Consider the following 21,714-nt stretch of genomic DNA (forward strand, 5'->3'; position numbering starts at 1 on the left):
GCTTTCCGGGAGTGGTTAATGGCGGTTCCAAGACCTGCCGGGCGGGCATGCAGCCATGCTCGCCTAAAATCGCCGGTTACCCAAGAGGACCTCCCATGAGTTTGCAATGCGGCATCGTCGGCCTGCCCAACGTCGGTAAATCCACCCTTTTCAATGCGCTGACCAAGGCCGGCATCGCAGCGGAAAACTATCCCTTCTGCACCATCGAGCCCAACGTGGGCGTGGTGGAAGTGCCCGATCCGCGGCTCGCGCAGTTGAGCGAGATCGTCAAGCCCGAGCGCGTGGTGCCCGCCATCGTCGAGTTCGTCGACATCGCCGGCCTGGTGGCCGGTGCCAGCACCGGCGAAGGCCTGGGCAACAAGTTCCTGGCGCACATCCGCGAGACCGACGCCACCGTCAACGTGGTGCGCTGCTTCGACGACGAGAACGTGATCCACGTGGCCGGCAAGGTCGATCCGATCTCCGACATCGAAGTGATCCAGACCGAACTCTGCCTGGCCGACCTGGCCACGGTCGAGAAGGCGCTGCACCGCCACACCAAGGTCGCCCGCTCCGGCGACAAGGACGCGCAGAAGCTCGTCGGCCTGCTCGAGCGCTGCCAGGCCGCGCTGAACGAGAACACGCCGGTGCGCGCGCTCGAGTTCACCAAGGAAGAGCTGCCGCTGGTCAAGAGCTTCACGCTCATCACCGCCAAACCCGCGATGTTCGTCGGCAACGTGTCGGAAGACGGCTTCGAGAACAACCCCTACCTCGACCGCCTGCGCGAATACGCCGCCAAGCAGGGCGCCCCCGTGGTCGCCATCTGCGCCAAGATCGAAGCCGACCTGGCCGAGATGGACGACGAAGACAAGAAGATGTTCCTCGCCGAGATCGGCCAGGAAGAGCCGGGCCTGAACCGCCTGATCCGCGCCGCCTTCAAGCTGCTGGGCCTGCAGACCTACTTCACCGCCGGCGTGAAGGAAGTGCGCGCCTGGACCATCCACATCGGCGACACCGGCCCGCAGGCGGCCGGCGTGATCCACGGCGACTTCGAGAAGGGCTACATCCGCGCCCAGACCATCGCCTTCGAGGACTACATCGCGTTCAAGGGCGAGCAGGGCGCGAAGGACGCAGGGAAGATGCGTTCGGAAGGCAAGGAATACGTCGTCAAGGACGGCGACGTGATGAACTTCCTGTTCAGTTCCTGATACCCCGAGCGCAGGTGTCCTGCCGATGAGCCATTCGAAGATCGTCATCATCGCGGGGCCCAACGGCGCAGGCAAGACAACCTTCGCCCGCGCTTTCCTTCCCCAGGAAGCTCGGATTTCCCGTTTCATCAATGCGGACCTGATCGCGGCCGGGCTGTCGCCCTTTGCGCCCGAGGCGGAGGCCATCAAAGCCGGGCGCCTGATGCTCGAGGAGATTGCCCAGTGCGTGCGTCGCCGGGAGAGCTTTGCTTTCGAGACCACGTTGTCGGGGCTGGGTTATCTGCGCCATATTGGCGCCTGGAGAAAGTCGGGCTATCACGTGAGCCTCTTCTTTCTGGCGCTTCCGACGGCAGAGTTTGCGATTGCTCGGGTGGCGGAACGCGTGCGGCAAGGGGGCCATCACATTCCTGAAGATGTAATTCGCCGCCGTTTCGAGGCAGGGCGTCGAAATTTCGACGACCGATATTGCGCTGCGGTGGATGCCTGGGCGCTGTACGACAACGCTGGCGAAGAGCCGGATCTCATCGAATGGGGAGAAGCACCATGACCCGTGAACAGCTCATGCAGGCCAAGGACAAAGATCTGGCCGCTTCACTGATCGCGATTCGGCGCGCGGCCCGGGCGGCGCGGGAGGCGGCCGTTCGCACGGACACAGCCATTGTTGTGCAGCGCGATCAGAAGCCGGTCCGCATCACTGCAGAGGAATTGCGCAAGGCGGGCGTGAAGTAGGCGTTGTTCGGTAGACTTCGCGCGCCCTGAATTTCTCCACAAGGCCCGCCCCCATGCTCACCGTCCACCACCTCAACAATTCGCGCTCGCAGCGCGTGCTCTGGCTGCTCGAAGAGCTCGAGCTGCCTTACGAGATCGTCCACTACCAGCGCGATGCGCAGACCATGTTGGCGCCCGCTTCGCTGCGGGCCGTGCATCCGCTGGGCAAGTCACCGGTGGTTACGACGGATGACGGGCTCACGCTCGCGGAGTCGGGGGCGATCGTGGAGACGCTCATCGAGCGCTTCGGCAGCGGCCGCCTCGCGCCCGCGCCGGGCACGCCGGATGCGGTGCGCTATCGCTACTGGCTGCACTTCGCCGAAGGCTCGGCGATGTCGCCGCTGCTGCTCAAGCTGGTGTTCGACCGCATCGAGACCACGAAGATGCCGTTCTTCGCGAAGCCGATTGCCAAGGCCATCGCGAGCAAGACGAAGTCGGCGTTCATCAATCCGAACATCGTGAGCCACCTGAACTTCATGGAGGCCGAACTCGGCAAGAGCGAGTGGTTTGCCGGCGACGTGTTCACCGGCGCCGACATCCAGATGAGCTTTCCGGTCGAGGCGGCGCAGGCGCGCGGCGGGCTCGATGCGAAGCGGCCGAAGCTCATGGCCTACCTGGAGCGCATCCACGCGCGCCCGGCGTACAAGCGCGCGCTCGAGCGCGGCGGCCCCTACGGCCTGCTGAGCTGATAAGAGGAGACGGGGCGACGCGAGGCCGGTCAGAAGATCTGCAGCAGAGCCAGCGTCATGGTGACGTAGCGCAGGAACTTGCCGATGGCCATGTAGGCCACGCAGGGCCAGAACGGCAGCTTGAGCCAGCCCGCCACCGCGCACAGCGGATCGCCCACCACCGGCAGCCAGCTCAGCAGGCAGGCCTTGGGGCCGAGCTTCTCCAGCCAGCCCAAAACCCGCACATGGTGTTTCGAGTGCGAGTATTTGTCGGCCACCTTGTGCGCGCCGTAGCCCATCCACCAGTCGACCGCGCCCCCCAGCGTGTTGCCCACCGTCGCCACCGCGATGGCCGGCCAGAACAAGTCGGGGTTGAGCTTGAGCAGGCCGAAGAGCACGGGCTCGGAGCCCACCGGCAGAAGGGTCGCCGAGACGAACGCGGCGACGAACAGGGTAGAGAGACCGTACTGCGGCAGCGCCAGAAGCGCCAGGAGGGAGTCGAGCCAGGCTTGCATAGGGTCGCGCAGTATAGGCAGCGCTCACGTCGCGCCAGCGTGGGATAAGGCCCCGGCATGCACCCGTGTTTTCACCGGTACCCAGGCGCAAATCGTTTCAGTCGCTGAAATGCCACGTGGCTACAATCGTGCCTCATTTTTCAGCAGCCGAACGCGCACCGCCTCCTCCCAAATGACCTTGCAGATCGGCACCCACACGCTGGAAAACCGCCTGTTCGTCGCGCCCATGGCCGGCGTGACGGACCGGCCCTTCCGCATGCTGTGCCGCACGCTGGGCGCGGGCTACGCGGTCAGCGAGATGGTCACCTCGCGCAAGGAGCTGTGGGGCACGCTCAAGACATCGCGCCGCGCCAACCACGACGGCGAGCCGGGCCCCATTGCGGTGCAGATCGCCGGCACCGACGCCGACATGATGGCCGAGGCCACGGTCTACAACATCGAGCGCGGCGCGCAGATCATCGACATCAACATGGGTTGTCCGGCCAAGAAGGTCTGCAACAAGTGGGCGGGCTCGGCGCTGATGCGCGACGAGCCGCTGGCGCTGGAGATCGTGCAGGCGGTGGTCGATGCCGCGCGGCCCTTCAACGTGCCGGTCACGCTGAAGATGCGCACCGGCTGGAGCCACGACCACCGCAATGCCGTGAAGCTGGCTCGCGACTTCGAGTCGGCCGGCGTGCAGATGCTCACGGTGCACGGCCGCACGCGAGAGCAGGGCTACAAGGGCCACGCCGAATACGACACCATCGCCGCGGTCAAGGCCGCGGTGCGCGTGCCGGTGGTGGCCAACGGCGACATCCGTTCGCCCGAGAAGGCGCGCGACGTGCTCACGGCCACCGGCGCCGACGCGGTGATGATCGGCCGCGCCGCGCAGGGACGGCCGTGGATCTTCCGCGAGATCGCGCATTTCCTGGAAACCGGCACGCACCGCGCGCCGCCGCTGGTGGCGGAAGTGCGCCGCTTGCTGCTCGACCACCTCGTGGAGCACTATGCGCTGTACGGCGACTACAGCGGCGTGCGCACGGCGCGCAAGCACATCGGCTGGTACGTGCGCACGTTGCCGGAGGGCGAGGAATTCCGCGCACGCATGAACACCATCGAGGACTGCGGCGAGCAGCTGCGCGCGGTCGGCGACTATTTCGACGGGCTGGCTGACCGCATGGAACGCATGCCCGTGCAGCACGAGGCAGACAGCGAACTGTCTGGTGAAGAGGAGGCGGCTTGCGCCGTCGATTGAGAAGAAGAGAAGAAGCAATGAGCAAGAAACACATCGAGGACTGCGTGCGCACCAGTCTGGACAGCTACTTTCGCGACCTGCGCGGCACCGAACCCGACGGCATGTACGAAATGCTCGTGCGCGTGGTCGAGAAGCCCCTGCTCGATGTCGTGATGACGCGCGCCGAGGGCAACCAGTCGAAGGCCGCGCAATGGCTCGGCCTGAACCGAAACACGCTCCGCAAGAAATTGGTCGAGCACAAACTTTTGAAATAACTCCACGGCATATCCATGGCTCAGACTGCACTCATCTCCGTATCCGACAAGACCGGCATCCTTGAATTCGCCCAGGCGCTGCATGCGCTGGGCATCAAGCTGCTGTCCACCGGCGGCACCGCCAAGCTGCTGGCCGACGCCGGCCTGCCGGTGACCGAAGTCGCCGACCACACCGGCTTTCCCGAAATGCTCGACGGCCGCGTGAAGACGCTGCACCCGAAGATCCACGGCGGCCTGCTGGCGCGCCGCGACCTGCCCGCGCACGTGGCGGCCATCAAGGAACACGGCATCGACACCATCGACCTGCTGATCGTCAACCTCTATCCCTTCGAAGCCACCGTGGCCAAGCCCGGCTGCACGCTCGAAGACGCGATCGAGAACATCGACATCGGCGGCCCGGCCATGGTGCGCAGCGCGGCCAAGAACTGGAAGGACGTCGGCGTGCTGACCGACGCATCGCAATACGCCGTGGCACTGGCCGAGCTGAAGGCCGACGGCAAGCTCAGCGACAAGACCAAGTTCGCGTTCTCCGTGGCTGCGTTCAACCGCATCGCCGACTACGACGGTGCCATCAGCGATTACCTCTCGGCCATCGACTTCGACGCCAGCATCGGCCAGAGCGCGCCCAGGCGCTCGCTGTTCCCGGCGCAGAGCAACGGCCGCTTCGTGAAGGTGCAGGATCTGCGCTACGGCGAGAACCCGCACCAGCAGGCCGCGTTCTACCGCGACCTGTACCCGGCGCCCGGCTCGCTCGTGTCTGCGAAGCAGCTGCAGGGCAAGGAGCTGAGCTACAACAACATCGCCGACGCCGATGCGGCGTGGGAATGCGTGAAGAGCTTCGACGTGCCGGCCTGCGTGATCGTGAAGCACGCCAACCCCTGCGGCGTGGCAGTGGGCAAGGATGCGGCCGAAGCCTACGGCAAGGCCTTCAAGACCGACCCGACCTCGGCCTTCGGCGGCATCATCGCCTTCAACCGCCCGGTCGACGGCGCCACCGCGCAAGAAATTGCCAAGCAGTTCGTCGAAGTGCTGATGGCGCCGGGCTACACGCCCGAGGCGCTCGAAGTGTTCCAGGCCACCAAGGCCAAGCTCAACGTGCGCGTGCTCGAAATTGCACTGCCCGCGACCGCAGGGTCGCCTGGCTCCCGTGGCGGCGCGAGCGACTGGGACAACGGCCGCAACGCCATGGACGTCAAGCGCGTCGGCTCGGGCCTGCTGATCCAGACCGCCGACAACCACGAGCTGTCGATCAACGACCTCAAGGTGGTCAGCAAGAAGCAACCCACGCCGCAGCAGCTGCAAGACCTGCTGTTCGCCTGGAAGGTCGCGAAGTACGTGAAGAGCAACGCGATCGTCTTCTGCGCCAACGGCATGACGATGGGCGTGGGCGCCGGCCAGATGAGCCGCCTCGACTCCGCGCGCATCGCCAGCATCAAGGCCGAGCACGCCGGCCTCTCGCTGAAGGACACGGCAGTGGCCAGCGACGCCTTCTTCCCGTTCCGCGACGGCCTCGACGTGGTGGTCGACGCGGGCGCGAGCTGCGTCATCCAGCCGGGCGGCTCGATGCGCGACCAGGAAGTGATCGACGCCGCGGACGAGCGCGGCGTGGTGATGGTGCTGTCAGGCGTGCGCCACTTCAGGCACTGATCGGCGGAAGCCGAGGTTCGGCGACCGCGTTTTACTCGTGGTGGCCGAACCGGTACTTCAATTGAAACGTGACGGCGCCGTACAGCCGGTTCTTGATCGTCGGCACGTACGCGATGTTCAGGCCCCAGTTCTTGCCTTCGATGGCCGCCACCGGAAGGATGGCCGGGAACCAGTTGCCGTTGCGGTAGTTGGGGTAGCCGTCGAAGCCGCCGACCACGGCGCCGAACTTCACGCCGTAGAACTCGACGGGCAGCACATACAGCCCGAGGTAGTTCGACTGCCGGCGGTCGCTGTTGCGGAAGGTACCCGCCGTGACACGGTACGTGTCGTTCAGCGGGTACTCGAAGCCCAGCCCCTGGTTGACGTTTTCCAGGCCCTTGCCGCTGTCGAAGTGCGCCGAGTAGAAGCCCGGGTTGATCCAGACTTTCTTCAGGTCGAAAGAGTCCTGCGCTGACGCGAGGCCGGGAATGAGAAGAGCGATGCTCAAGACCGGCAACGTGCGCAGGGAGTTCATGGGCTAGGGGGTTCTGAAGATTTGTCTTGCGGCTTCGATGGTGGCGGCGATGTCGTCGTCGCTGTGGGCTGCGCTCACGAAGCCTGCCTCGTAGAGCGCGGGGGCAATATACACGCCGCGATCGAGCAAACCGTGAAACAGCGCATTGAATTTCGCGTTGTCGGTTGTCATCACGGTGGCATAGTTTTGCGGCAGATCTTTCATCAGGAAGAAGCCGAACATGCCGCCTTCGCTGTCGGCGTTGAAGGGCTGGCCCTCGGCGGCCGCTGCGGCCTTCAGGCCGTCGACCAGCGAGCGCGTCTTCTTGCCGAGCACCTCGTAGAAACCGGGCTTGGCAATTTCCTTCAAGGTGGCGAGGCCGCAGGCCGTGGCCACCGGATTGCCCGACAGCGTGCCAGCCTGATAGACCGGACCCAGCGGCGCGAGCTGTTCCATGATCGCGCGCGGGCCGCCGAAGGCCGCGAGCGGCATTCCGCCGCCGATGACCTTGCCCAGCACCGTGAGGTCGGGCTTGATGCCCAGCACGCCTTGCGCGCCATGCAGGCCCACGCGAAAGCCCGTCATCACCTCATCGAACACCAGCAGCGCGCCATGCTGCGTGCAAAGCTCGCGGCAGCGCCTGGCGAATTCGGGCGTGGCGCGCACGAAGTTCATGTTGCCGGCGATGGCCTCGATCATCAGGCAGGCGATGTCCTTGCCGTGCAGCGCGAAGGCTTCTTCCAGTTGCTGCAGGTTGTTGTATTCCAGCACGATGGTGTGCTGCACCACCTCGGGCGGCACGCCGGCCGAGGTCGGGTTGCCGAAGGTGGCGAGGCCGGAGCCGGCCTTCACGAGCAGTGCGTCGGCGTGGCCGTGATAGCAGCCCTCGAACTTGATGATGCTCTTGCGGCCGGTGGCGCCGCGCGCCAGGCGCAGCGCGCTCATGGCGGCTTCGGTGCCCGAGCTGACCAGGCGCACCATTTCCATCGACGGCACCAGCGCGAGGATCGCCTCGGCCAGTTCGATCTCGCGCTCGGTCGGCGCGCCGTAGGAGAAGCCTTCGAGCACGGCCTTCTGCACCGCCTCGACCACGGCGGGATGGCCGTGGCCCAGGATCATCGGACCCCAGGAGCCGATGTAGTCGATGTAGCGCTTGTCGTTGGCGTCCCAGAAATAGGCACCTTGCGCGCGCTGGATGAAGCGCGGCGTGCCGCCCACGGCCTTGAAGGCGCGCACGGGCGAGTTGACGCCGCCGGGGATCACGGCGCGGGCGCGTTCGAAAAGGGTGTCGTTGCGGTCAGTATTTGGCATCGGGACTCAGCAGGGTTTTTCAGTGGGGGCCGCCGCGCACGGCCGCCCGAAGCGGCCGGCCCGCCCCCGGTAGGGGGTAGGCGAAGCGACACGAAGTGCGCGCAGCCTGGGGGCGAGCAACATTTCAGTGTCGGGTGTCGTGGGGGGGGAGAGCGAAGTCGGGCGGGGCGTCCGGGTCTTCATCGTCTTCGTCGTCTTCCGGTTCGGCCCAGAAGAGGCGGTCGGGCAGCACATGGCCCATGCCGGGGCGAAAGCCCGCGTCGAGGCAGCGGTCCATGTAGGCCAGCGCTTCGGTGGTCGCGGCCACGAGGTCGGTGCCGCTGGCCAGCAGGGCGGCCAGCGCGGCCGACAGGGTGTCGCCGGCACCGGTGAACACGGCTTCGAGGCGCTCGTACTTTTCGCTCGTGAGCACCGACTGCGGCGAGGCCAGCACGTTGTCGATGAACTGGTCCGGCAGCACGAGGCCGGTCACCAGCGTGTAGGCCACGCCGAACTCGCCGGCGGCCTTGGCAATGTCGCGCGCAGTGGGCGGCCGCTCTCCGTTCCAGTCCGGCAGCAGCCAGCGCCACAGCGTGCTGTGGTTTCCTACCAACACGGTCGTCTGGGGCAGAACGAGCTCGCGGAAGGCGTCCAGGTAGGGCTCGATCAGGTTTTCGTCCCACCACGACAGGTTGGGCATGTAGGCCACCACGGGCACGTCGGGGTAGTCGGCGGCGGTCTCGGCGATGGTGCTCAGCGCGTCCGGCGTGCCGACGAAGCCCACCTTGATGAGCTGGACCTCGACGTCCTCGAGGATCGAGCGCGCCTGCTCGGCGATGGCTTCCTCGTCGAAGGCGAAGTGGTCGAAAATCTCGGCGGTGTCCCGGGCGTAGGCGCCGGTGACGACGGGCAGCACGTGCGCCCCCACCGAGGCCATGGCCAGCGCGTCGGCGCCCAGCCCGCCCGCGCCGCTGGGGTCGCTGGCGTTGAACACCAGCACGCAGGGCGGATTCAGGTCGCGCTCGGCTACCTCGTCCTCGGCCTGCGGGGGGTCGTTAAGATCGCCCGGTTTGCGGGCGTTATCTGCTGGAAGTAAGTAGATGGTCATACGCCGGGCTCGATCCCCTGGATGGTGGCATAGGCGCGACGTTTACAGTCCGCCAGTGAGATACGCATAGATACACTCGTTGCATTTAATGAACAAGGACTTTAAGCTCCGATGAATACGAAAACTTGGATGTGCCTGATTTGTGGGTGGATCTATGACGAAGCGGTTGGTGTACCAGAGGACGGTATCGCGGCAGGCACGGCCTGGGCCGACGTTCCGATGAACTGGACCTGTCCTGAGTGCGGTGCGCGCAAGGAAGACTTCGAAATGGTTGAAATCTGAAAGCATGGCATAGATAGAGCTACGCGGTCTGCGTCGGTGTTCGGCGCGGCGGGCTTCCAAGTCTCATGAGCAGGAGCGTTTGCAATGGGCCCGAATGGATCTGGTTACAAGGTGCTGGTCATCGACGACAGCAACACCATCCGGCGCAGTGCCGAGATTTTTCTGAAGCAGGGCGGGCACGAGGTTCTTCTCGCGGAAGACGGTTTCGATGCGCTCTCCAAGGTTAACGACCACAAGCCGCACCTGATTTTCTGCGACATCCTGATGCCGCGGCTCGACGGCTACCAGACCTGCGCCATCATCAAGCGCAACGCTCATTTCTCCAACGTCCCCGTCGTCATGTTGTCTTCGAAAGACGGTGTATTCGACAAGGCGCGCGGCCGCATGGTCGGCTCCCAGGACTACCTGACCAAGCCATTCACCAAAGACCAGCTGCTGCAGGCCGTGCAGCAGTTTGGCATCGTTCAACAGGAAGCGCAGTAATGCCCATTCGCAAAATCCTCGTCGTCGACGACTCCAAGACCGAGCTCGTCTTCCTCACCGACCTCCTCCAGAAGAATGGCTTTGCCGTCAAGACCGCGGAAAACGCGGACGACGCCATGCGCCGCCTCGAGGAAGAGCACCCCGACCTGATCCTGATGGACGTCGTGATGCCCGGCCAGAACGGCTTCCAGCTCACGCGCGCCATCGCACGCGACCCGAAGTACGCGGCCATCCCGATCATTCTGTGCACCAGCAAGAACCAGGAAACCGACCGCGTCTGGGGCATGCGCCAGGGCGCCCGCGACTACATCGTGAAGCCGGTCAACGCAGCCGACCTGATGTCCAAGATCAGCGCGCTGAACTGAGCGAAAGCCTGCCCAGTCCATGGCGAATCGCGATGCTCTGAGAGCCTTCCAGTCCCGGCTGGCGAGCCGCCTGCAGGCCGCTCGCACCACCGGCGTGGCCGCCACGTGGCTGGCGGTCGAGGCGGGCGAGGGCAAATACCTTTTCCCGCTGGGGCATGCCGGCGAAATCTTTCCCTGGACGCCGCCGCAGCCCGTGCCTTACACGGAGCCGTGGTTCCTCGGCGTGGCCAACCTGCGCGGCGGCCTCTACGGCGTGGTGCAGCTGTCGGCATTCGCCTCCGGCAGCCCGGGCACGCAGGCCGCCTCCGAGGCGGCGCGCATCCAGTCGCGGCTCGTTGCTTTCAACGAACTGCTCGAAGTCAACTGCGCATTGCTGGTCGATCGACTGGCGGGGTTGCGGGGTGCGGAAGCCTTCACGGCCTCCGAGCCTCCCGGCGCAGAAGCACCTGCCTGGCACGGGCATCTGTACACCGACGCGGCAGGGGAGCGCTGGCAGGAAGTCAACCTGCAGGCGCTTTCGCAGCAACCCCAGTTTTTGAGTATTGGTGCGTAGTGCCTCGGCACGCAGCACCCGAAACCACCTGAAGGACCGACCGTGAGCTCGATCGCCGACAAGTTCAAGAAATTACTGCCCGTGAACAACGGGAACGACAAGGCCCCCGTCGACGGCTCCGGTGCGATATCGCTCGACGATGTCGACACGGTTCAGGTTCCGGACGAAAAGACCGTGAGGCTCGCCAGGAAGGGCGGCACGACCGACACCAGCTTCGGCGATGTCGAGCTGCCCGGCGGCGGCGACGCCGCCAACGAGCCCGGCGCCGCCGCGCTCGACGCCGTGCCCGACGCCTCGGGCGGCCGCGTGGGCGCCGCCCCCGCCAGGCAGCAGCGCATCCTGGCGATCTTGCTGGCGGTGGTGGTGCTGTTGCTGCTGCTGGTGGCAGGCTCCGCCATTCTTCGCGCGGAACGCCTGGCGCAACAGGTGGCGGCCACCGGCCAGTCGCTGATGCAGTCGCAGCGTCTTGCCAAGTCGATCTCGCAGGCCCTCGTCGGCAGCGCCTCGGCGTTCGTCGAAGTGAAGGACAGCGCGGACGACCTCACGCGCCGCGTGCAGGGCCTGACCAACGGCGACGAGTCGCTGCGCCTGGAGCGCGTGGGCAACCAGTACGACGAGGAGATGAACAAGATCAACCCTCTCGTCACCCGCGCCGATACCAGCGCCAAGGCCGTGCTGGCCCAGCGCCAGATCCTGACGCAGGTGGGTGCCGCTTTGCGCGACATCAACCAGCAGTCGTCCACGCTGCTCGAAATGACGGAAACCGTCGCGTCGCTGAAGATGCAGCAGAACGCCACGCTGCCCGAAATCTCGGCCGCCGGCCAGCTCGTGATGCTGACGCAGCGCATCGGCAAGTCGACCAACGAGTTCTTCACGGTCGAGGGCGTGAACCCCGATGCCGTGTTCCTCTTGGGCAAGGACTTGAACACCTTCCAGGAAACCACCCGCGGCCTGCTCGACGGCAATGCGCAGCAGCGTTTCCCCGGATCGAAAGACCCGCAGACGCGCGAGCAGCTAGAAGCCATCCTGAAGACCTACGAGCAGATGCGCACGCAGGCCTCCGCCATTCTGGGCAACCTGCAGGGCCTGGTGGCGGCGCGCGAAGCGCAGGCTTCCATCCTGACCGACAGCGAGCCGCTGCGTAAGTCGCTCGGCGACCTGCAGGACAAGCTCTCGGCCCGCACCGGCCTGGGCGCCGGCACCATCGTGCTGCTGTTCGTGCTGTCGCTGGCCGCCCTGGCACTCGCCGGCGCCATCGGTTTCGTGCAGGTGCGCGAAGGCCGCGAACGTGCCGCCGTCGCCGAACGCGAGCGTCTGGCCGCCGAGCAGGCTTCTGAAGAAGCCGGCCGCGTGAACAACGCCAACCAGGCCGCCATTCTTCGGCTGATGAACGAACTGCAGACAGTGGCCGAAGGCGACCTGACGCAGGAAGCCACCGTGACCGAGGACATCACCGGCGCCATCGCCGACTCGGTGAACTACACGGTGGAAGAACTGCGCCTGCTGGTGGGCAACGTGCAGAACACGGCGACCCGCGTGGCGCAGACGACGTCGCAGGTGGAAAGCACCTCGACCGAACTGCTCGCCGCTTCGACCGAACAGCTGCGCGAGATTCGCGAAACCGGCCAGTCGGTGCTGACCATGGCCGAGCGAATCAACGGCGTGTCTTCCCAGGCGCAAGAGTCGGCCACGGTGGCGCGCCAGTCGCTGCAGGCCGCATCGTCGGGCCTGCAGGCCGTGCAGAACGCCATCGGCGGTATGAACTCCATCCGCGACCAGATCCAGGAAACCTCCAAGCGGATCAAGCGCCTGGGCGAATCGTCCCAGGAGATCGGTGAAATCACCGAGCTGATCTCGGACATTACCGAACAGACCAACGTGCTGGCTCTGAACGCAGCCATCCAGGCCGCATCCGCCGGTGAAGCCGGCCGGGGCTTCTCGGTGGTGGCGGAAGAAGTTCAGCGACTGGCCGAACGCTCCGCGGACGCCACGCGCCAGATTTCGGCGCTGGTGAAGGCCATTCAGACCGACACGCAGGACGCGGTGGGCGCCATGGAGCGTTCCACGCAGGGTGTGGTCGAAGGGGCCAAGCTGTCCGACAACGCGGGTACCGCGCTGTCCGAGATCGACCGCGTGTCGCGCCGACTCGCCGACCTGATCGAGCAGATTTCGCAATCCGCCTCCCGCGAAGCCGATTCGGCCAACGTGGTGGCCGCGAACATCCAGCACATTTTTGCGGTGACGGAACAGACCGGAGAAGGTACGCGCACCACGGCCCAGCAGGTGCGCGAACTCTCGCAGATGGCCGAAGAACTGCGCCGCTCGGTAGCCCGTTTCAAGATCGCGTGACGATGCTCTCCCCCAGCCTTCGCGCACTTCGTGTCGCTTCGCCGACCCCCTTCCGGGGGCAACACCGGCGGCCCGGCAAAGCCGGTTCCGCGGTGTTCATTGAAGTGGCCGCGATGGCTTTGTGCATTCAGGGCGCGCAGCGCCCATCGGAAAACTGACAGCTAAAGAACGGCGAGCACCCAACGTGTCGATTCAAACCCCTGCCACGGCCCCCCTCGCCGGCAATTTGCCGGCCACCGAAGACCTCGGGCCGCTGGCCTGGGTGCTGGGAGAAATCCAGAAATCCCTCGACGGTGTCGGCAAGTCGTTGCGGCGCTTCGTGCGCGACGTGGGCTCGCCCGCTGAGCCCGACAGCGGTCCGTTGCAGATGGCCCGCCAGCAACTGCACCAGGCCGTCGGCGCGCTGCAGATGGTGGGGCACGCGTCGCCCGCGCTGGTGCTCGGCGCCATCGAGTTCGCGGTGCAGGGCTTCATTGCCGACCCGCAGCGCTGCACCGAAGCAGCGGTCCACAAGATCGAGCGTGCCGGCTTCGCCGTCACCGATTTCCTCGACGCCCTGCTGGCCGGCAAGCCGGTGTCGTCGGTGGCGTTGTTTCCCCAGTACCGCGACGTGCTGGAGCTGGTCGGCAACGAGCGCGTGCATCCTGCAGACCTCTGGGGCATGGCATGGCGCTGGGTCGAGATCAAGCCAGCGCTCACGCAGGCCGCCATCGCCTACGACCCGTCCGTGCGCTCGCGGCTCGACCGCGAAGTGCTGCAGCTGGTCAAGTCCGGCGACACGCAGGCCGCGCGCCGGCTGCATGCGCTGTGCCTGGGGCTCGGCCGCGGCGCGCTGCTGCCGCGCGTTGCCAGTTTCTGGACGCTGGCCGCCGGTTTCTTCGAGGCGCTGGCACTGGGCCTGATCCCGCCCGACGCCTACGTCAAGCGCGCCGCCTCGCGCGTGCTGCTGCAATACGCCACGCTCGCGCGCGGCGACAGCGTGGTGTCCGACCGCCTCGGGCAAGACCTGCTGTTCTTCTGCGCCCAGGCCGTACCCACCGCGCGCGAGGAAGCGCCCACGCTGCGCACCGTGCGCAGCGCATGGGGCATCGCCAACGAACCGCGCGTCGACTACACCGTCGAGCAGTTCGGCCGCTTCGATCCGCTGGTGCTCTCGCAGGCCCGCAAGCGCATCGAGACCGCCAAGGAAATGTGGTCGGCGCTTTCGGGCGGCGACGTTTCGCGCACGCGCCAGGTGGCCGACACCTTCGCGCAGCTCGGCGAATCGCTGCAGAAGCTGCATCCGCCGAGCCTGCCGATGGTGCAGGCGCTGACCCACGCGGTCGAGGCCTCGCTGCGCGCCGGCCGGCCGCCCGACACCGAACTCGCGATGGAAGTCGCCACCTCGGTGCTCTACCTGGAAGCCGCGCTCGAAGACCTCGATCCGAGCGACCCCCAGCTCACGGCACGCACGCTGCAGCTGGCCGGCCGCATCGAACGCGTGCAGGGCGGCGGCCATTCCGAGCCGCTCGAGCCGTGGATGGAAGACCTCTACCGCCGCGTGAGCGACCGCCAGACCATGGGCACCGTGGTCGACGAATTGCGCAGCCACCTGAGCGAACTCGAGAAGTCGCTTGACCAGTACTTCCGCCGGCCGGCCGAAAAAGGCCTGCTGCGTACCGTGCCGACGCAGCTCATGCAGATGCGCGGCGTGTTCTCGGTGCTCGGCCTCGACCAGGCCGCGCACACCGTGCAGCGCATGCGCGACGACGTCGAGGCAATGCTCGTCAGCGCCTCGCCGGCCGAGGAAATGGCTGGTTTCGACGCACTGGGCAACAACCTCGGCGCGCTCGGCTTCCTGATCGACATGCTGGGCTACCAGCCCGCGCTGGCCAAGCGCCTGTTCGTGTTCGACGCCGAGGCGGGCGAACTCAAGCCGCTGATGGGCCGCCAGGCCACCGACAGCTCGGCCGCCGACAGTGCCGCCGAGGGCCAGGCCCCCGCCGCCGAAGCCGTGCTGAGCATCGAGGAAGTCGATGCGCAGATCGCCTCTAAGCTGGCCGCGCTGGCCACGCCCAACCGCAAGGCCAAGGTCTCGCCGATCGAGGAATTCAGCAACAAGGCCGACAGCTGGACGAACAAGATCGCCGGCCCGTCGGCGTTGCCCGACACCGAAGTCACCGAGCTCGAAGAAGACGACCTGCAGAACATCTTCCTGGACGAGGCCCGCGAGGTGGTGCAGAACGGCCTGGAGGCCATTGCCGAACTCGCCAGCTATCCGGACGACACCGAAGAGCTCACCATCCTGCGCCGCGCCTTCCACACGCTGAAGGGCAGTTCGCGCATGGTCGGCCTCACCGACTTCGGCGACGCCGCCTGGTCGCTGGAGCAGGTGCTCAACACCTGGCTGGCCGACCAGCGCGCGGCCACGCCCGAGCTGCTGTCCGGCACCGAAAGAACCCTGCGCGAATTCAGCGAATGGGTCGAGGCCATCGCGTCCGGCCAGCCGCATTCGTGGCAGGCCGCTCCGTTCAGCCGCGTAGCCAACGCACTGCTGGCCGGAGAGCCCGTGCCGCCGCCGGTGCGCGTGGCCGATGCCGAGGCCCTGGCGGTCGCGGCGCGTCACATTGCCGCCGAGACGCCCGTGGTGGCGCCGGCCGTGGCGCCGCTGCCGATGCCGGCGCTGCCGGACCTGCCCGACCTGTCGCTGACGCCGGAGCCGGTGTCGCCCGCAGCCCATGCCGCCCCCGAACCCGCACCGGAACCCGCGCTGGAGCCCCTCGACTGGGCCGAGCCCGTGTCCGCGCAGCCTCCCGAGGCCGACGACGATTTCGCGTCGACCGACTTCATTGATTTCGAAGCCAAGCAGAACACCGAACCCGCACCGTTGCTGAGCCTGCCCAGCGGCGACGAGTTCGACTTCCTCGCGCCAGCAAAGACGCAGGCACGCGCCGAGCCCGAACCGGAGGTGCAGCCGCCCGCCAAGCCCGAGGTGCCGGCCGAACCCGTGGCCAGCGTCGAGCCCCAATCGCCTGAGGCGCCCAGCCTGCCCGACCTGGCCTGGGAGCCCGAGCTGGAGCCAGTGCCCGTTCAGGCTCACGAGCCCGAAGTCATCGAAGCGGCACAGCCGCCGTACGAAGAAGAAGAGCCGGAACTGCAGCTGGCGGCCGAGCCCGAGCATGAGCCTGCCGCTGTGGTTGAGCCGGAGCTGGAGCCCGTTGCCATCGAGCTCGAAGTCGAGCCGGAGCCCGAACCCGCGCCGGTCATCGCCGAAGTGCTCGCACCCATCGTCGAAGCGCCTGCCGCGCCCGTCGAGCCGCAGATCCTCGTCGCAGACGAGCTGCCGGAGCCGGTCGAGGCCCAGGCTGCCCACCAGGTGCAACAGCCGCAGCAGGCAGTCGAGGAAATCGCCGTTTCCTCCAGCGCCGAAGACCAGGTCAAGGTGATCGGTCCGCTGCGCATCGGCATTGCGCTCTACAACGTCTACCTCAACGAAGCCGACGAATGGTCCCGCCAACTGGCGACCGATGTCGGCGAATGGGCGCTCGAATCGCATGAGCGCCTGCCCGACTCGACCGTCGCGCTGGCCCACTCGCTGGCCGGCAGCTCGGCCACCGTCGGCTTCCACAGCCTGTCGGGCATGGCCCGCCTGTTCGAATCCGCGCTGCAGCACCTGCAGATGCAAGGCGGCGGCACGCGCGAGCAGGGCATGGTGCTGGTGGCCGCGGCCGACGAGCTGCGCCGCCTGCTGCACCAGTTCGCGGTCGGCTTCCTGCGCGACCCGGCCGAGGGCACGCTGCAGGCGCTGCGCGACATCGCCAATTCGCCGATGCCGACCGAAGTCGCCATGCGCGCCGAAGCCCGGCCGCTGCAGCAGGTGGTGTCCACCGAAAGCATCGCCGACGTGGCGCTCGACGACTCCGAGGACGCCATCGACCTGGCCGACGCGGTCGACGTCGACCTGTTCCCGATCTTCGAGGAAGAGGCGGCGGAACTGCTGCCCCAGCTCGGCGAATCGCTGCGCCAGTGGGCGCACCACCCGGACGACAGCGCGCCGCGCGCCTCGGTGCTGCGCACGCTGCACACGCTCAAGGGCAGCGCGCGACTGGCCGGCGCCATGCGCCTGGGCGAACGCGCGCACCGCATGGAGTCCGAGATCGAACTCCTGGGCTCGCAAGGCGCCGAGCGTGCCGACATCGAAAAACTGCTCGGCCGCCTCGACGCGCTGCAGGCCACCTTCGACGCGCTGCGCGCGGCCGACGACGCCACGCAGGTCGAGCTGGCCCAGCTCGTGGCGAGCGCCAGCGCTTCCGCGCCCGCCGCCCAGCTGGTGCAGGTCGCGCCCGAAGCCGGCGTGCCGGCCAACGACGAAAACGCGGCTCCCGTGCCGGGCGACGAAGACGACACGGCCGGAGACATCGCACCGGCCACGGCATACGCGCTGCAACCGCGCCCGGCGCCCACGCTGCTCGCACCGCTGCGCGCCGTGTCGAGCCAGGCCGTGCGCATCCGCACCCAACTGCTCGACCGCCTGGTCGCGCAGACCGGCGAGGTCATCATCACGCGTTCGCGCCTGGAGGCCGAACTGGGCCAGCTGCGCGGCTCGCTGTCCGACCTCACGGGCAACCTGGACCGCCTGCGCCAGCAGCTGCGCGACATCGAGGTGCAGGCCGAAAGCCAGATGCAGTCGCGCCTCGCGCAGGCCAAGGATTCGCAGCAGAGCTTCGACCCGCTGGAGTTCGACCGCTTCACCCGCGTGCAGGAACTCACGCGCATGATGGCCGAGTCGGTGAACGACGTGGCCACCGTGCAGCGCACGCTGCAGAAGACGGTGCAGGCGACGGAAGACGACCTCAGCGTGCAGGCGCGCCAGACGCGCGAACTGCAGCGCGGCCTGCTGCGCACGCGCATGGTGGAGTTCGAAGGCATTTCCGACCGCCTCTACCGCGTGGTGCGCCAGGCTTCCAAGGACACCGGCAAGCAGGTGCGCCTGGACATCGTCGGCGGCTCCATCGAAATGGACCGCGGCGTGCTGGACCGCATGACGCCCGCCTTCGAGCACCTGCTGCGCAACTGCGTGGCCCACGGCATCGAGGACGCGGCGGCACGCGAGAAGGCCGGCAAGGACGCCAGCGGCCTGATCGTCATCGACCTGCACCATGAAGGCAACGACGTCTCGGTGAGCTTCCGCGACGACGGCGCCGGCCTGGACAACAAGCGCATTGCCGAGCGCGCCCGCGTGCTGGGCCTGATCGGCGCCGACCAGGAGCTGTCCGCCGAGGAAGCCACCGAGCTGATCTTCAAGCCCGGCTTCTCGACGGCAGGGCAGGTTTCCGAGCTGGCCGGCCGGGGCATCGGCATGGACGTGGTGCGCGCGCAGATCGCGGCGCTCGGCGGCCGCATCGAAACCCACAGCAAGCCGGGCCAGGGCACCACCTTCAAGCTGGTGCTGCCGCTGACCACCGCCGTGACGCACGTGGTGATGCTGCGCGCGGGCGAGGTGTCGATCGGCGTGCCGTCCAACCTGGTGGAACTGGTGCAGCGCGTGAGCGGCACCGACCTGGAAGCCGCCTACCTGCACAACAGCCATGCCTTCGGCAGCGAGCAGGTGCCTTTCTACTGGGCCGGCGCGCTGCTGCAGGCTTCTGCCCGCAGCGAGCAGGCGGCGGCCAAGAACAACACGCTCGTGGTCGTGCGAAGCGCGGCGCAGCGCGTGGCACTGCACGTGGACGAAGTGCTGGGCAACCAGGAAGTCGTGGTGAAGAACCTCGGCCCGCAGCTGGCACGGCTGCCGGGCCTGGCCGGCATCTCGGTGCTGGCCTCGGGCGCGGTGGCGCTGATCTACAACCCGGTGGCGCTGGCGGCGGTGCACGGCGAGCAGGCGCGCGAGCGCCAGGCTGCCGCGCTGGCGGCGGCGCCGGCCCGCACTGCATCGGCCGAGGCGGAGCAGGGCGTGCCGCAGGAGCCGGCGCTGCTGGCCCCGGTGGCGCCGCAGATTCCGCTGGTGCTGGTGGTGGACGACTCCATCACCGTGCGCCGCGTCACGCAGCGCCTGCTGCAGCGCGAAGGCTATCGGGTGTCGCTCGCGGCCGACGGCCTGCAGGCACTCGAACGGCTGCAGCAGGAGCGCCCGGCGGTGGTGCTGTCGGACATCGAGATGCCGCGCATGGACGGCTTCGACCTGGCCCGCAACATCCGCGCCGACGCCGGCCTGGCCGAGCTGCCGATCATCATGATCACCTCGCGCATCGCCGAAAAGCACCGCGACTACGCGCGCACGCTGGGCGTGAACCACTACCTGGGCAAGCCGTATTCGGAAGAAGAGCTGCTGCGCCTGGTGCGTGCGTACACGAGCGAGCCGGCGCTGGTGGCGGCTGCCGCCTGAGGTTCGCGCCTGCCCGGAAACGGAAAGGGGCCTCGCGGCCCCTTTTTCATTTCTGCAGCGCCTTGGTCCGCGCCACGCCGTAGCGCTGCAGCGTCTTCTCGCGCGCCTCGGCATGGTCGACCACCGGCCTCGGGTACGTTTCGCCGAGCTTGATGCCGGCGGCTTCCAGCTCCACCGGCGACGCCATCCACGGCGCGTGGATCGCCGCGTTCGACAGACCCGCCAGCTGCGGCAGGTAGCGGCGGATGAACTTGCCTTCGGGGTCGAAGCGTTCGCTCTGCGTCACCGGGTTGAAGATGCGGAAGTAGGGCTGGGCGTCGCAGCCGCTCGAGCTGGCCCATTGCCAGCCGCCGTTGTTGGAGGCCAGCTCGAAGTCGTTCAGGTGCAGCGCGAAATAGGCTTCGCCGCGCCGCCAGTCCAGCCCCAGGTCCTTGCACAGGAAGCTCGCCACCACCATGCGCAGGCGGTTGTGCATGTAGCCGCTCTGGTTGATCTGCAGCATGGCCGCGTCCACCAGCGGGTAGCCGGTGCGGCCCTGGCACCAGGCGTCGAACAGCTGGTCGGCGTGCTTGCCGTGGTGCCACTGGATCTTGTCGTACTCGGGGCGGAAGCTCTTCGACTCGCCGCCCGTGTGCACGTACGGGAAGTGCGCCAGGATCTGGAAGTAGAAGTCGCGCCAGATCAGCTCGCTCAGCCAGGTTGCCGCCCCGGCATTGCCCTGCAGCGAAAGCTGGTGCGCCAGGCTCGCCATCTGCCGGATCGACACCGTGCCGAAGCGCAGGTGCACACCCATGTAGCTGGGGCCGCGCACCGCCGGGAAGTTGCGCGCGTCGTCGTAGCGGTCGATGCGCTCGAAGAAATCTTCGAACAGCGCGCCGGCGCCCTTGGTGCCGGTCGGTATTCCCAGCGTCGACAGGTTGCTTTTCTCGAAGCCGAGTTCGCCCAGCGAGGGCACCGGCTCGCGGTAGGCCTCGGGCGGCGGCGCCAGCGCGTCGGCGTGGCCGCGCACCGGGTACGACTTGAGGAAGAAGGAATCGACCTTGGCCAGCCAGGCCCGCTTGTAGGGCGTGAACACCGTGTACGGCTGGCCGGTCTTGGTCATGACCTCGTCGCGGTCGAAGACGGTCGAGTCCTTGTAGGTGTGGAAGGTGACGCCCGCGTTGGCCAGCGCGCCGAACACCTTGGCGTCGCGCTCCAGCGCGTCGGGCTCGTCGTCGCGGTTGGCGAACACGGCCTGCACGTCGAGGTCGCGGGCCAGCGCCGGGATTTCCTGCACCGCCAGGCCGTGCCGCACGATCAGCCCTCCGCCCAGCGCGCGCAGCTCGGCTTCGAGCTCCACCAGCGATTCGCGTATGAACTCCACCCGCCGGTCGACCGTGGGCAGCGGGTCCAGGATCGCCTTGTCGAAGATGAAAACGCAGACCACCTGGCGGCAGGCCCGCAGCGCGCGGTAGAGGGCGGCGTTGTCGTCCACGCGAAGGTCGCGGCGGAACCACATGAGCCCTTTGGGATAGGTCTTGTCGACGGCCAGTAAAATCGGAGGCATATGGCTGCCGATTCTGCCCCGATGAACCTCACGCATCACTTTTTGATAGCGATGCCCGGGATGGAAGACAAAACTTTCAACCGCAGCGTCGTGTACCTCTGCGAACACAGCGAGCGCGGCGCGCTCGGGCTGGTGATAAACAAACCCAGCGACATCAACCTCAAGGTGCTTTTCGAGAAGATCGAACTGCACCTGGCCCGCCCGGAGCTGGGCGAGGCCCCCGTCTTCCAGGGCGGCCCGGTGCAGACCGAGCGCGGCTTCGTGCTGCACGAGCCGGTCTTCACCCAGGCCGAAAAGCCCGAGGAATCGGTCTACGCCTCGACCATGACCATCCCCGGCGGGCTCGAGATGACCACTTCCAAGGACGTGCTGGAGGCCCTGGCCACCGGCGCCGGCCCGCGCAAGGTGCTGGTCTCGCTGGGCTATTCGGCCTGGGGCGAGGGCCAGCTCGAGTCGGAACTTGCCGAGAACAGCTGGCTTACCGTAGGCGCCGACCCGGCCGTGATCTTCGACACCCCGGTCGACCAGCGCTACGACAAGGCGCTGCTGCTGCTGGGCCTGGAGGCCTGGAAGCTCTCGCCGCTGGCCGGACACGCTTGAGCGCCGTC

Annotated in this window: 19 protein-coding genes; 14 read left to right on the top strand and 5 right to left on the bottom strand. The window is 67.2% G+C overall.

The features are described from left to right. Positions 1-95: 95 nt before the first annotated feature. Genes ychF through ACQY8B_RS00760 form a run of 4 tightly spaced genes read left to right on the top strand, consistent with a single transcriptional unit; the run spans position 96 to position 2,644 of the window. Positions 96-1,187: a redox-regulated ATPase YchF gene (ychF, locus tag ACQY8B_RS00745; RefSeq protein WP_422084955.1), complete on the top strand. Its 1,092-nt coding sequence runs from the start codon at positions 96-98 to the stop codon at positions 1,185-1,187. 25 nt (positions 1,188-1,212) lie between these two features. After that, positions 1,213-1,734 (top strand): zeta toxin family protein, encoded by a 522-nt coding sequence (locus ACQY8B_RS00750; protein ID WP_422084956.1) that lies wholly within the window; start codon positions 1,213-1,215, stop codon positions 1,732-1,734. After that, entirely contained in the window at positions 1,731-1,916 is a 186-nt protein-coding gene (locus tag ACQY8B_RS00755) for a hypothetical protein (protein ID WP_081271099.1), read from the top strand. The genes ACQY8B_RS00750 and ACQY8B_RS00755 overlap by 4 nt, the downstream gene beginning before the upstream one ends. Positions 1,917-1,969: 53 nt before the next feature. Then, a complete protein-coding gene (locus ACQY8B_RS00760; protein WP_422084957.1) occupies positions 1,970-2,644 on the top strand; it encodes a glutathione S-transferase in 675 nt (224 codons plus the stop codon). A 29-nt stretch (positions 2,645-2,673) separates the two neighbouring features. Here the strand turns inward: ACQY8B_RS00760 and ACQY8B_RS00765 are convergent, their stop codons facing one another. Beyond that, positions 2,674-3,138, bottom strand: a complete 465-nt coding sequence (locus ACQY8B_RS00765; RefSeq protein WP_422084958.1) for a YqaA family protein — start codon at positions 3,136-3,138, stop codon at positions 2,674-2,676. Positions 3,139-3,310: 172 nt separating this feature from the next. On the opposite strand from ACQY8B_RS00765, the gene dusB reads away from it, so the two are divergent. Genes dusB through purH form a run of 3 tightly spaced genes read left to right on the top strand, consistent with a single transcriptional unit; the run spans position 3,311 to position 6,273 of the window. Continuing rightward, the gene (gene dusB, locus ACQY8B_RS00770; protein ID WP_422084959.1) at positions 3,311-4,372 is read left to right on the top strand and encodes a tRNA dihydrouridine synthase DusB; all 1,062 of its coding nucleotides are present in this window, start codon (positions 3,311-3,313) and stop codon (positions 4,370-4,372) included. A gap of 17 nt (positions 4,373-4,389) precedes the next feature. Then, on the top strand, positions 4,390-4,626 hold the full coding sequence (locus ACQY8B_RS00775) for a Fis family transcriptional regulator (protein ID WP_007838304.1): 237 nt from the start codon (positions 4,390-4,392) through the stop codon (positions 4,624-4,626). A gap of 15 nt (positions 4,627-4,641) precedes the next feature. Further along, the gene (gene purH / locus ACQY8B_RS00780; protein ID WP_422084960.1) at positions 4,642-6,273 is read left to right on the top strand and encodes a bifunctional phosphoribosylaminoimidazolecarboxamide formyltransferase/IMP cyclohydrolase; all 1,632 of its coding nucleotides are present in this window, start codon (positions 4,642-4,644) and stop codon (positions 6,271-6,273) included. A gap of 31 nt (positions 6,274-6,304) precedes the next feature. Here the strand turns inward: purH and ACQY8B_RS00785 are convergent, their stop codons facing one another. From ACQY8B_RS00785 to thiD, 3 genes are all read right to left on the bottom strand, one after another. Next, positions 6,305-6,787: a hypothetical protein gene (locus ACQY8B_RS00785; RefSeq protein WP_422084961.1), complete on the bottom strand. Its 483-nt coding sequence runs from the start codon at positions 6,785-6,787 to the stop codon at positions 6,305-6,307. A 3-nt stretch (positions 6,788-6,790) separates the two neighbouring features. Beyond that, the gene (hemL, locus tag ACQY8B_RS00790) at positions 6,791-8,077 is read right to left on the bottom strand and encodes a glutamate-1-semialdehyde 2,1-aminomutase (protein WP_422084962.1); all 1,287 of its coding nucleotides are present in this window, start codon (positions 8,075-8,077) and stop codon (positions 6,791-6,793) included. Between the two features lie 124 nt (positions 8,078-8,201). After that, on the bottom strand, positions 8,202-9,164 hold the full coding sequence (thiD, locus tag ACQY8B_RS00795) for a bifunctional hydroxymethylpyrimidine kinase/phosphomethylpyrimidine kinase (RefSeq protein ID WP_422084963.1): 963 nt from the start codon (positions 9,162-9,164) through the stop codon (positions 8,202-8,204). Between the two features lie 111 nt (positions 9,165-9,275). On the opposite strand from thiD, the gene ACQY8B_RS00800 reads away from it, so the two are divergent. The 6 genes from ACQY8B_RS00800 (at position 9,276) to ACQY8B_RS00825 (ending at position 19,560) form a co-directional block, all read left to right on the top strand. Continuing rightward, entirely contained in the window at positions 9,276-9,446 is a 171-nt protein-coding gene (locus tag ACQY8B_RS00800) for a rubredoxin (protein ID WP_007838397.1), read from the top strand. 84 nt (positions 9,447-9,530) lie between these two features. Then, positions 9,531-9,929: a response regulator gene (locus ACQY8B_RS00805; protein WP_081271091.1), complete on the top strand. Its 399-nt coding sequence runs from the start codon at positions 9,531-9,533 to the stop codon at positions 9,927-9,929. Next, entirely contained in the window at positions 9,929-10,294 is a 366-nt protein-coding gene (locus ACQY8B_RS00810) for a response regulator transcription factor (protein WP_081271090.1), read from the top strand. Before ACQY8B_RS00805 ends, ACQY8B_RS00810 begins: the two co-directional genes overlap by 1 nt. 19 nt (positions 10,295-10,313) lie before the next feature. Next, on the top strand, positions 10,314-10,847 hold the full coding sequence (locus ACQY8B_RS00815) for a chemotaxis protein CheW (protein WP_422084964.1): 534 nt from the start codon (positions 10,314-10,316) through the stop codon (positions 10,845-10,847). Between the two features lie 42 nt (positions 10,848-10,889). Next, positions 10,890-13,196, top strand: a complete 2,307-nt coding sequence (locus ACQY8B_RS00820; RefSeq protein WP_422084965.1) for a methyl-accepting chemotaxis protein — start codon at positions 10,890-10,892, stop codon at positions 13,194-13,196. 184 nt (positions 13,197-13,380) lie between these two features. Beyond that, on the top strand, positions 13,381-19,560 hold the full coding sequence (locus ACQY8B_RS00825; RefSeq protein WP_422084966.1) for an Hpt domain-containing protein: 6,180 nt from the start codon (positions 13,381-13,383) through the stop codon (positions 19,558-19,560). A 46-nt stretch (positions 19,561-19,606) separates the two neighbouring features. Here ACQY8B_RS00825 and ACQY8B_RS00830 read toward each other — a convergent pair whose 3' ends face one another. Continuing rightward, complete coding sequence (locus ACQY8B_RS00830) at positions 19,607-21,106, bottom strand: cryptochrome/photolyase family protein (RefSeq protein ID WP_422084967.1); 1,500 nt, start codon at positions 21,104-21,106, stop codon at positions 19,607-19,609. On the opposite strand from ACQY8B_RS00830, the gene ACQY8B_RS00835 reads away from it, so the two are divergent. Next, the gene (locus tag ACQY8B_RS00835) at positions 21,107-21,706 is read left to right on the top strand and encodes a YqgE/AlgH family protein (RefSeq protein WP_081268859.1); all 600 of its coding nucleotides are present in this window, start codon (positions 21,107-21,109) and stop codon (positions 21,704-21,706) included. The last annotated feature ends 8 nt before the right edge of the window (positions 21,707-21,714 follow it).

The organism is Variovorax sp. (assembly GCF_965279555.1).
Classification (GTDB): Bacteria; Pseudomonadota; Gammaproteobacteria; order Burkholderiales; family Burkholderiaceae_C; genus Variovorax.

Bases quoted from the DNA above. Each gene is read 5' to 3' on its own strand.
- ACQY8B_RS00830 (WP_422084967.1), bottom strand. From the start codon at position 21,106: ATGCCTCCGATTTTACTGGCCGTCGACAAGACCTATCCCAAAGGGCTC.
- dusB (WP_422084959.1), top strand. From the start codon at position 3,311: ATGACCTTGCAGATCGGCACCCACACGCTGGAAAACCGCCTGTTCGTC.
- ACQY8B_RS00750 (WP_422084956.1), top strand. From the start codon at position 1,213: ATGAGCCATTCGAAGATCGTCATCATCGCGGGGCCCAACGGCGCAGGC.
- ACQY8B_RS00815 (WP_422084964.1), top strand. From the start codon at position 10,314: ATGGCGAATCGCGATGCTCTGAGAGCCTTCCAGTCCCGGCTGGCGAGC.
- ACQY8B_RS00775 (WP_007838304.1), top strand. From the start codon at position 4,390: ATGAGCAAGAAACACATCGAGGACTGCGTGCGCACCAGTCTGGACAGC.
- purH (WP_422084960.1), top strand. From the start codon at position 4,642: ATGGCTCAGACTGCACTCATCTCCGTATCCGACAAGACCGGCATCCTT.
- ACQY8B_RS00810 (WP_081271090.1), top strand. From the start codon at position 9,929: ATGCCCATTCGCAAAATCCTCGTCGTCGACGACTCCAAGACCGAGCTC.
- ACQY8B_RS00805 (WP_081271091.1), top strand. From the start codon at position 9,531: ATGGGCCCGAATGGATCTGGTTACAAGGTGCTGGTCATCGACGACAGC.
- ACQY8B_RS00835 (WP_081268859.1), top strand. From the start codon at position 21,107: ATGGCTGCCGATTCTGCCCCGATGAACCTCACGCATCACTTTTTGATA.
- ACQY8B_RS00785 (WP_422084961.1), bottom strand. From the start codon at position 6,787: ATGAACTCCCTGCGCACGTTGCCGGTCTTGAGCATCGCTCTTCTCATT.
- ACQY8B_RS00760 (WP_422084957.1), top strand. From the start codon at position 1,970: ATGCTCACCGTCCACCACCTCAACAATTCGCGCTCGCAGCGCGTGCTC.
- hemL (WP_422084962.1), bottom strand. From the start codon at position 8,077: ATGCCAAATACTGACCGCAACGACACCCTTTTCGAACGCGCCCGCGCC.
- thiD (WP_422084963.1), bottom strand. From the start codon at position 9,164: ATGACCATCTACTTACTTCCAGCAGATAACGCCCGCAAACCGGGCGAT.
- ACQY8B_RS00755 (WP_081271099.1), top strand. From the start codon at position 1,731: ATGACCCGTGAACAGCTCATGCAGGCCAAGGACAAAGATCTGGCCGCT.
- ACQY8B_RS00765 (WP_422084958.1), bottom strand. From the start codon at position 3,138: ATGCAAGCCTGGCTCGACTCCCTCCTGGCGCTTCTGGCGCTGCCGCAG.
- ACQY8B_RS00800 (WP_007838397.1), top strand. From the start codon at position 9,276: ATGAATACGAAAACTTGGATGTGCCTGATTTGTGGGTGGATCTATGAC.
- ychF (WP_422084955.1), top strand. From the start codon at position 96: ATGAGTTTGCAATGCGGCATCGTCGGCCTGCCCAACGTCGGTAAATCC.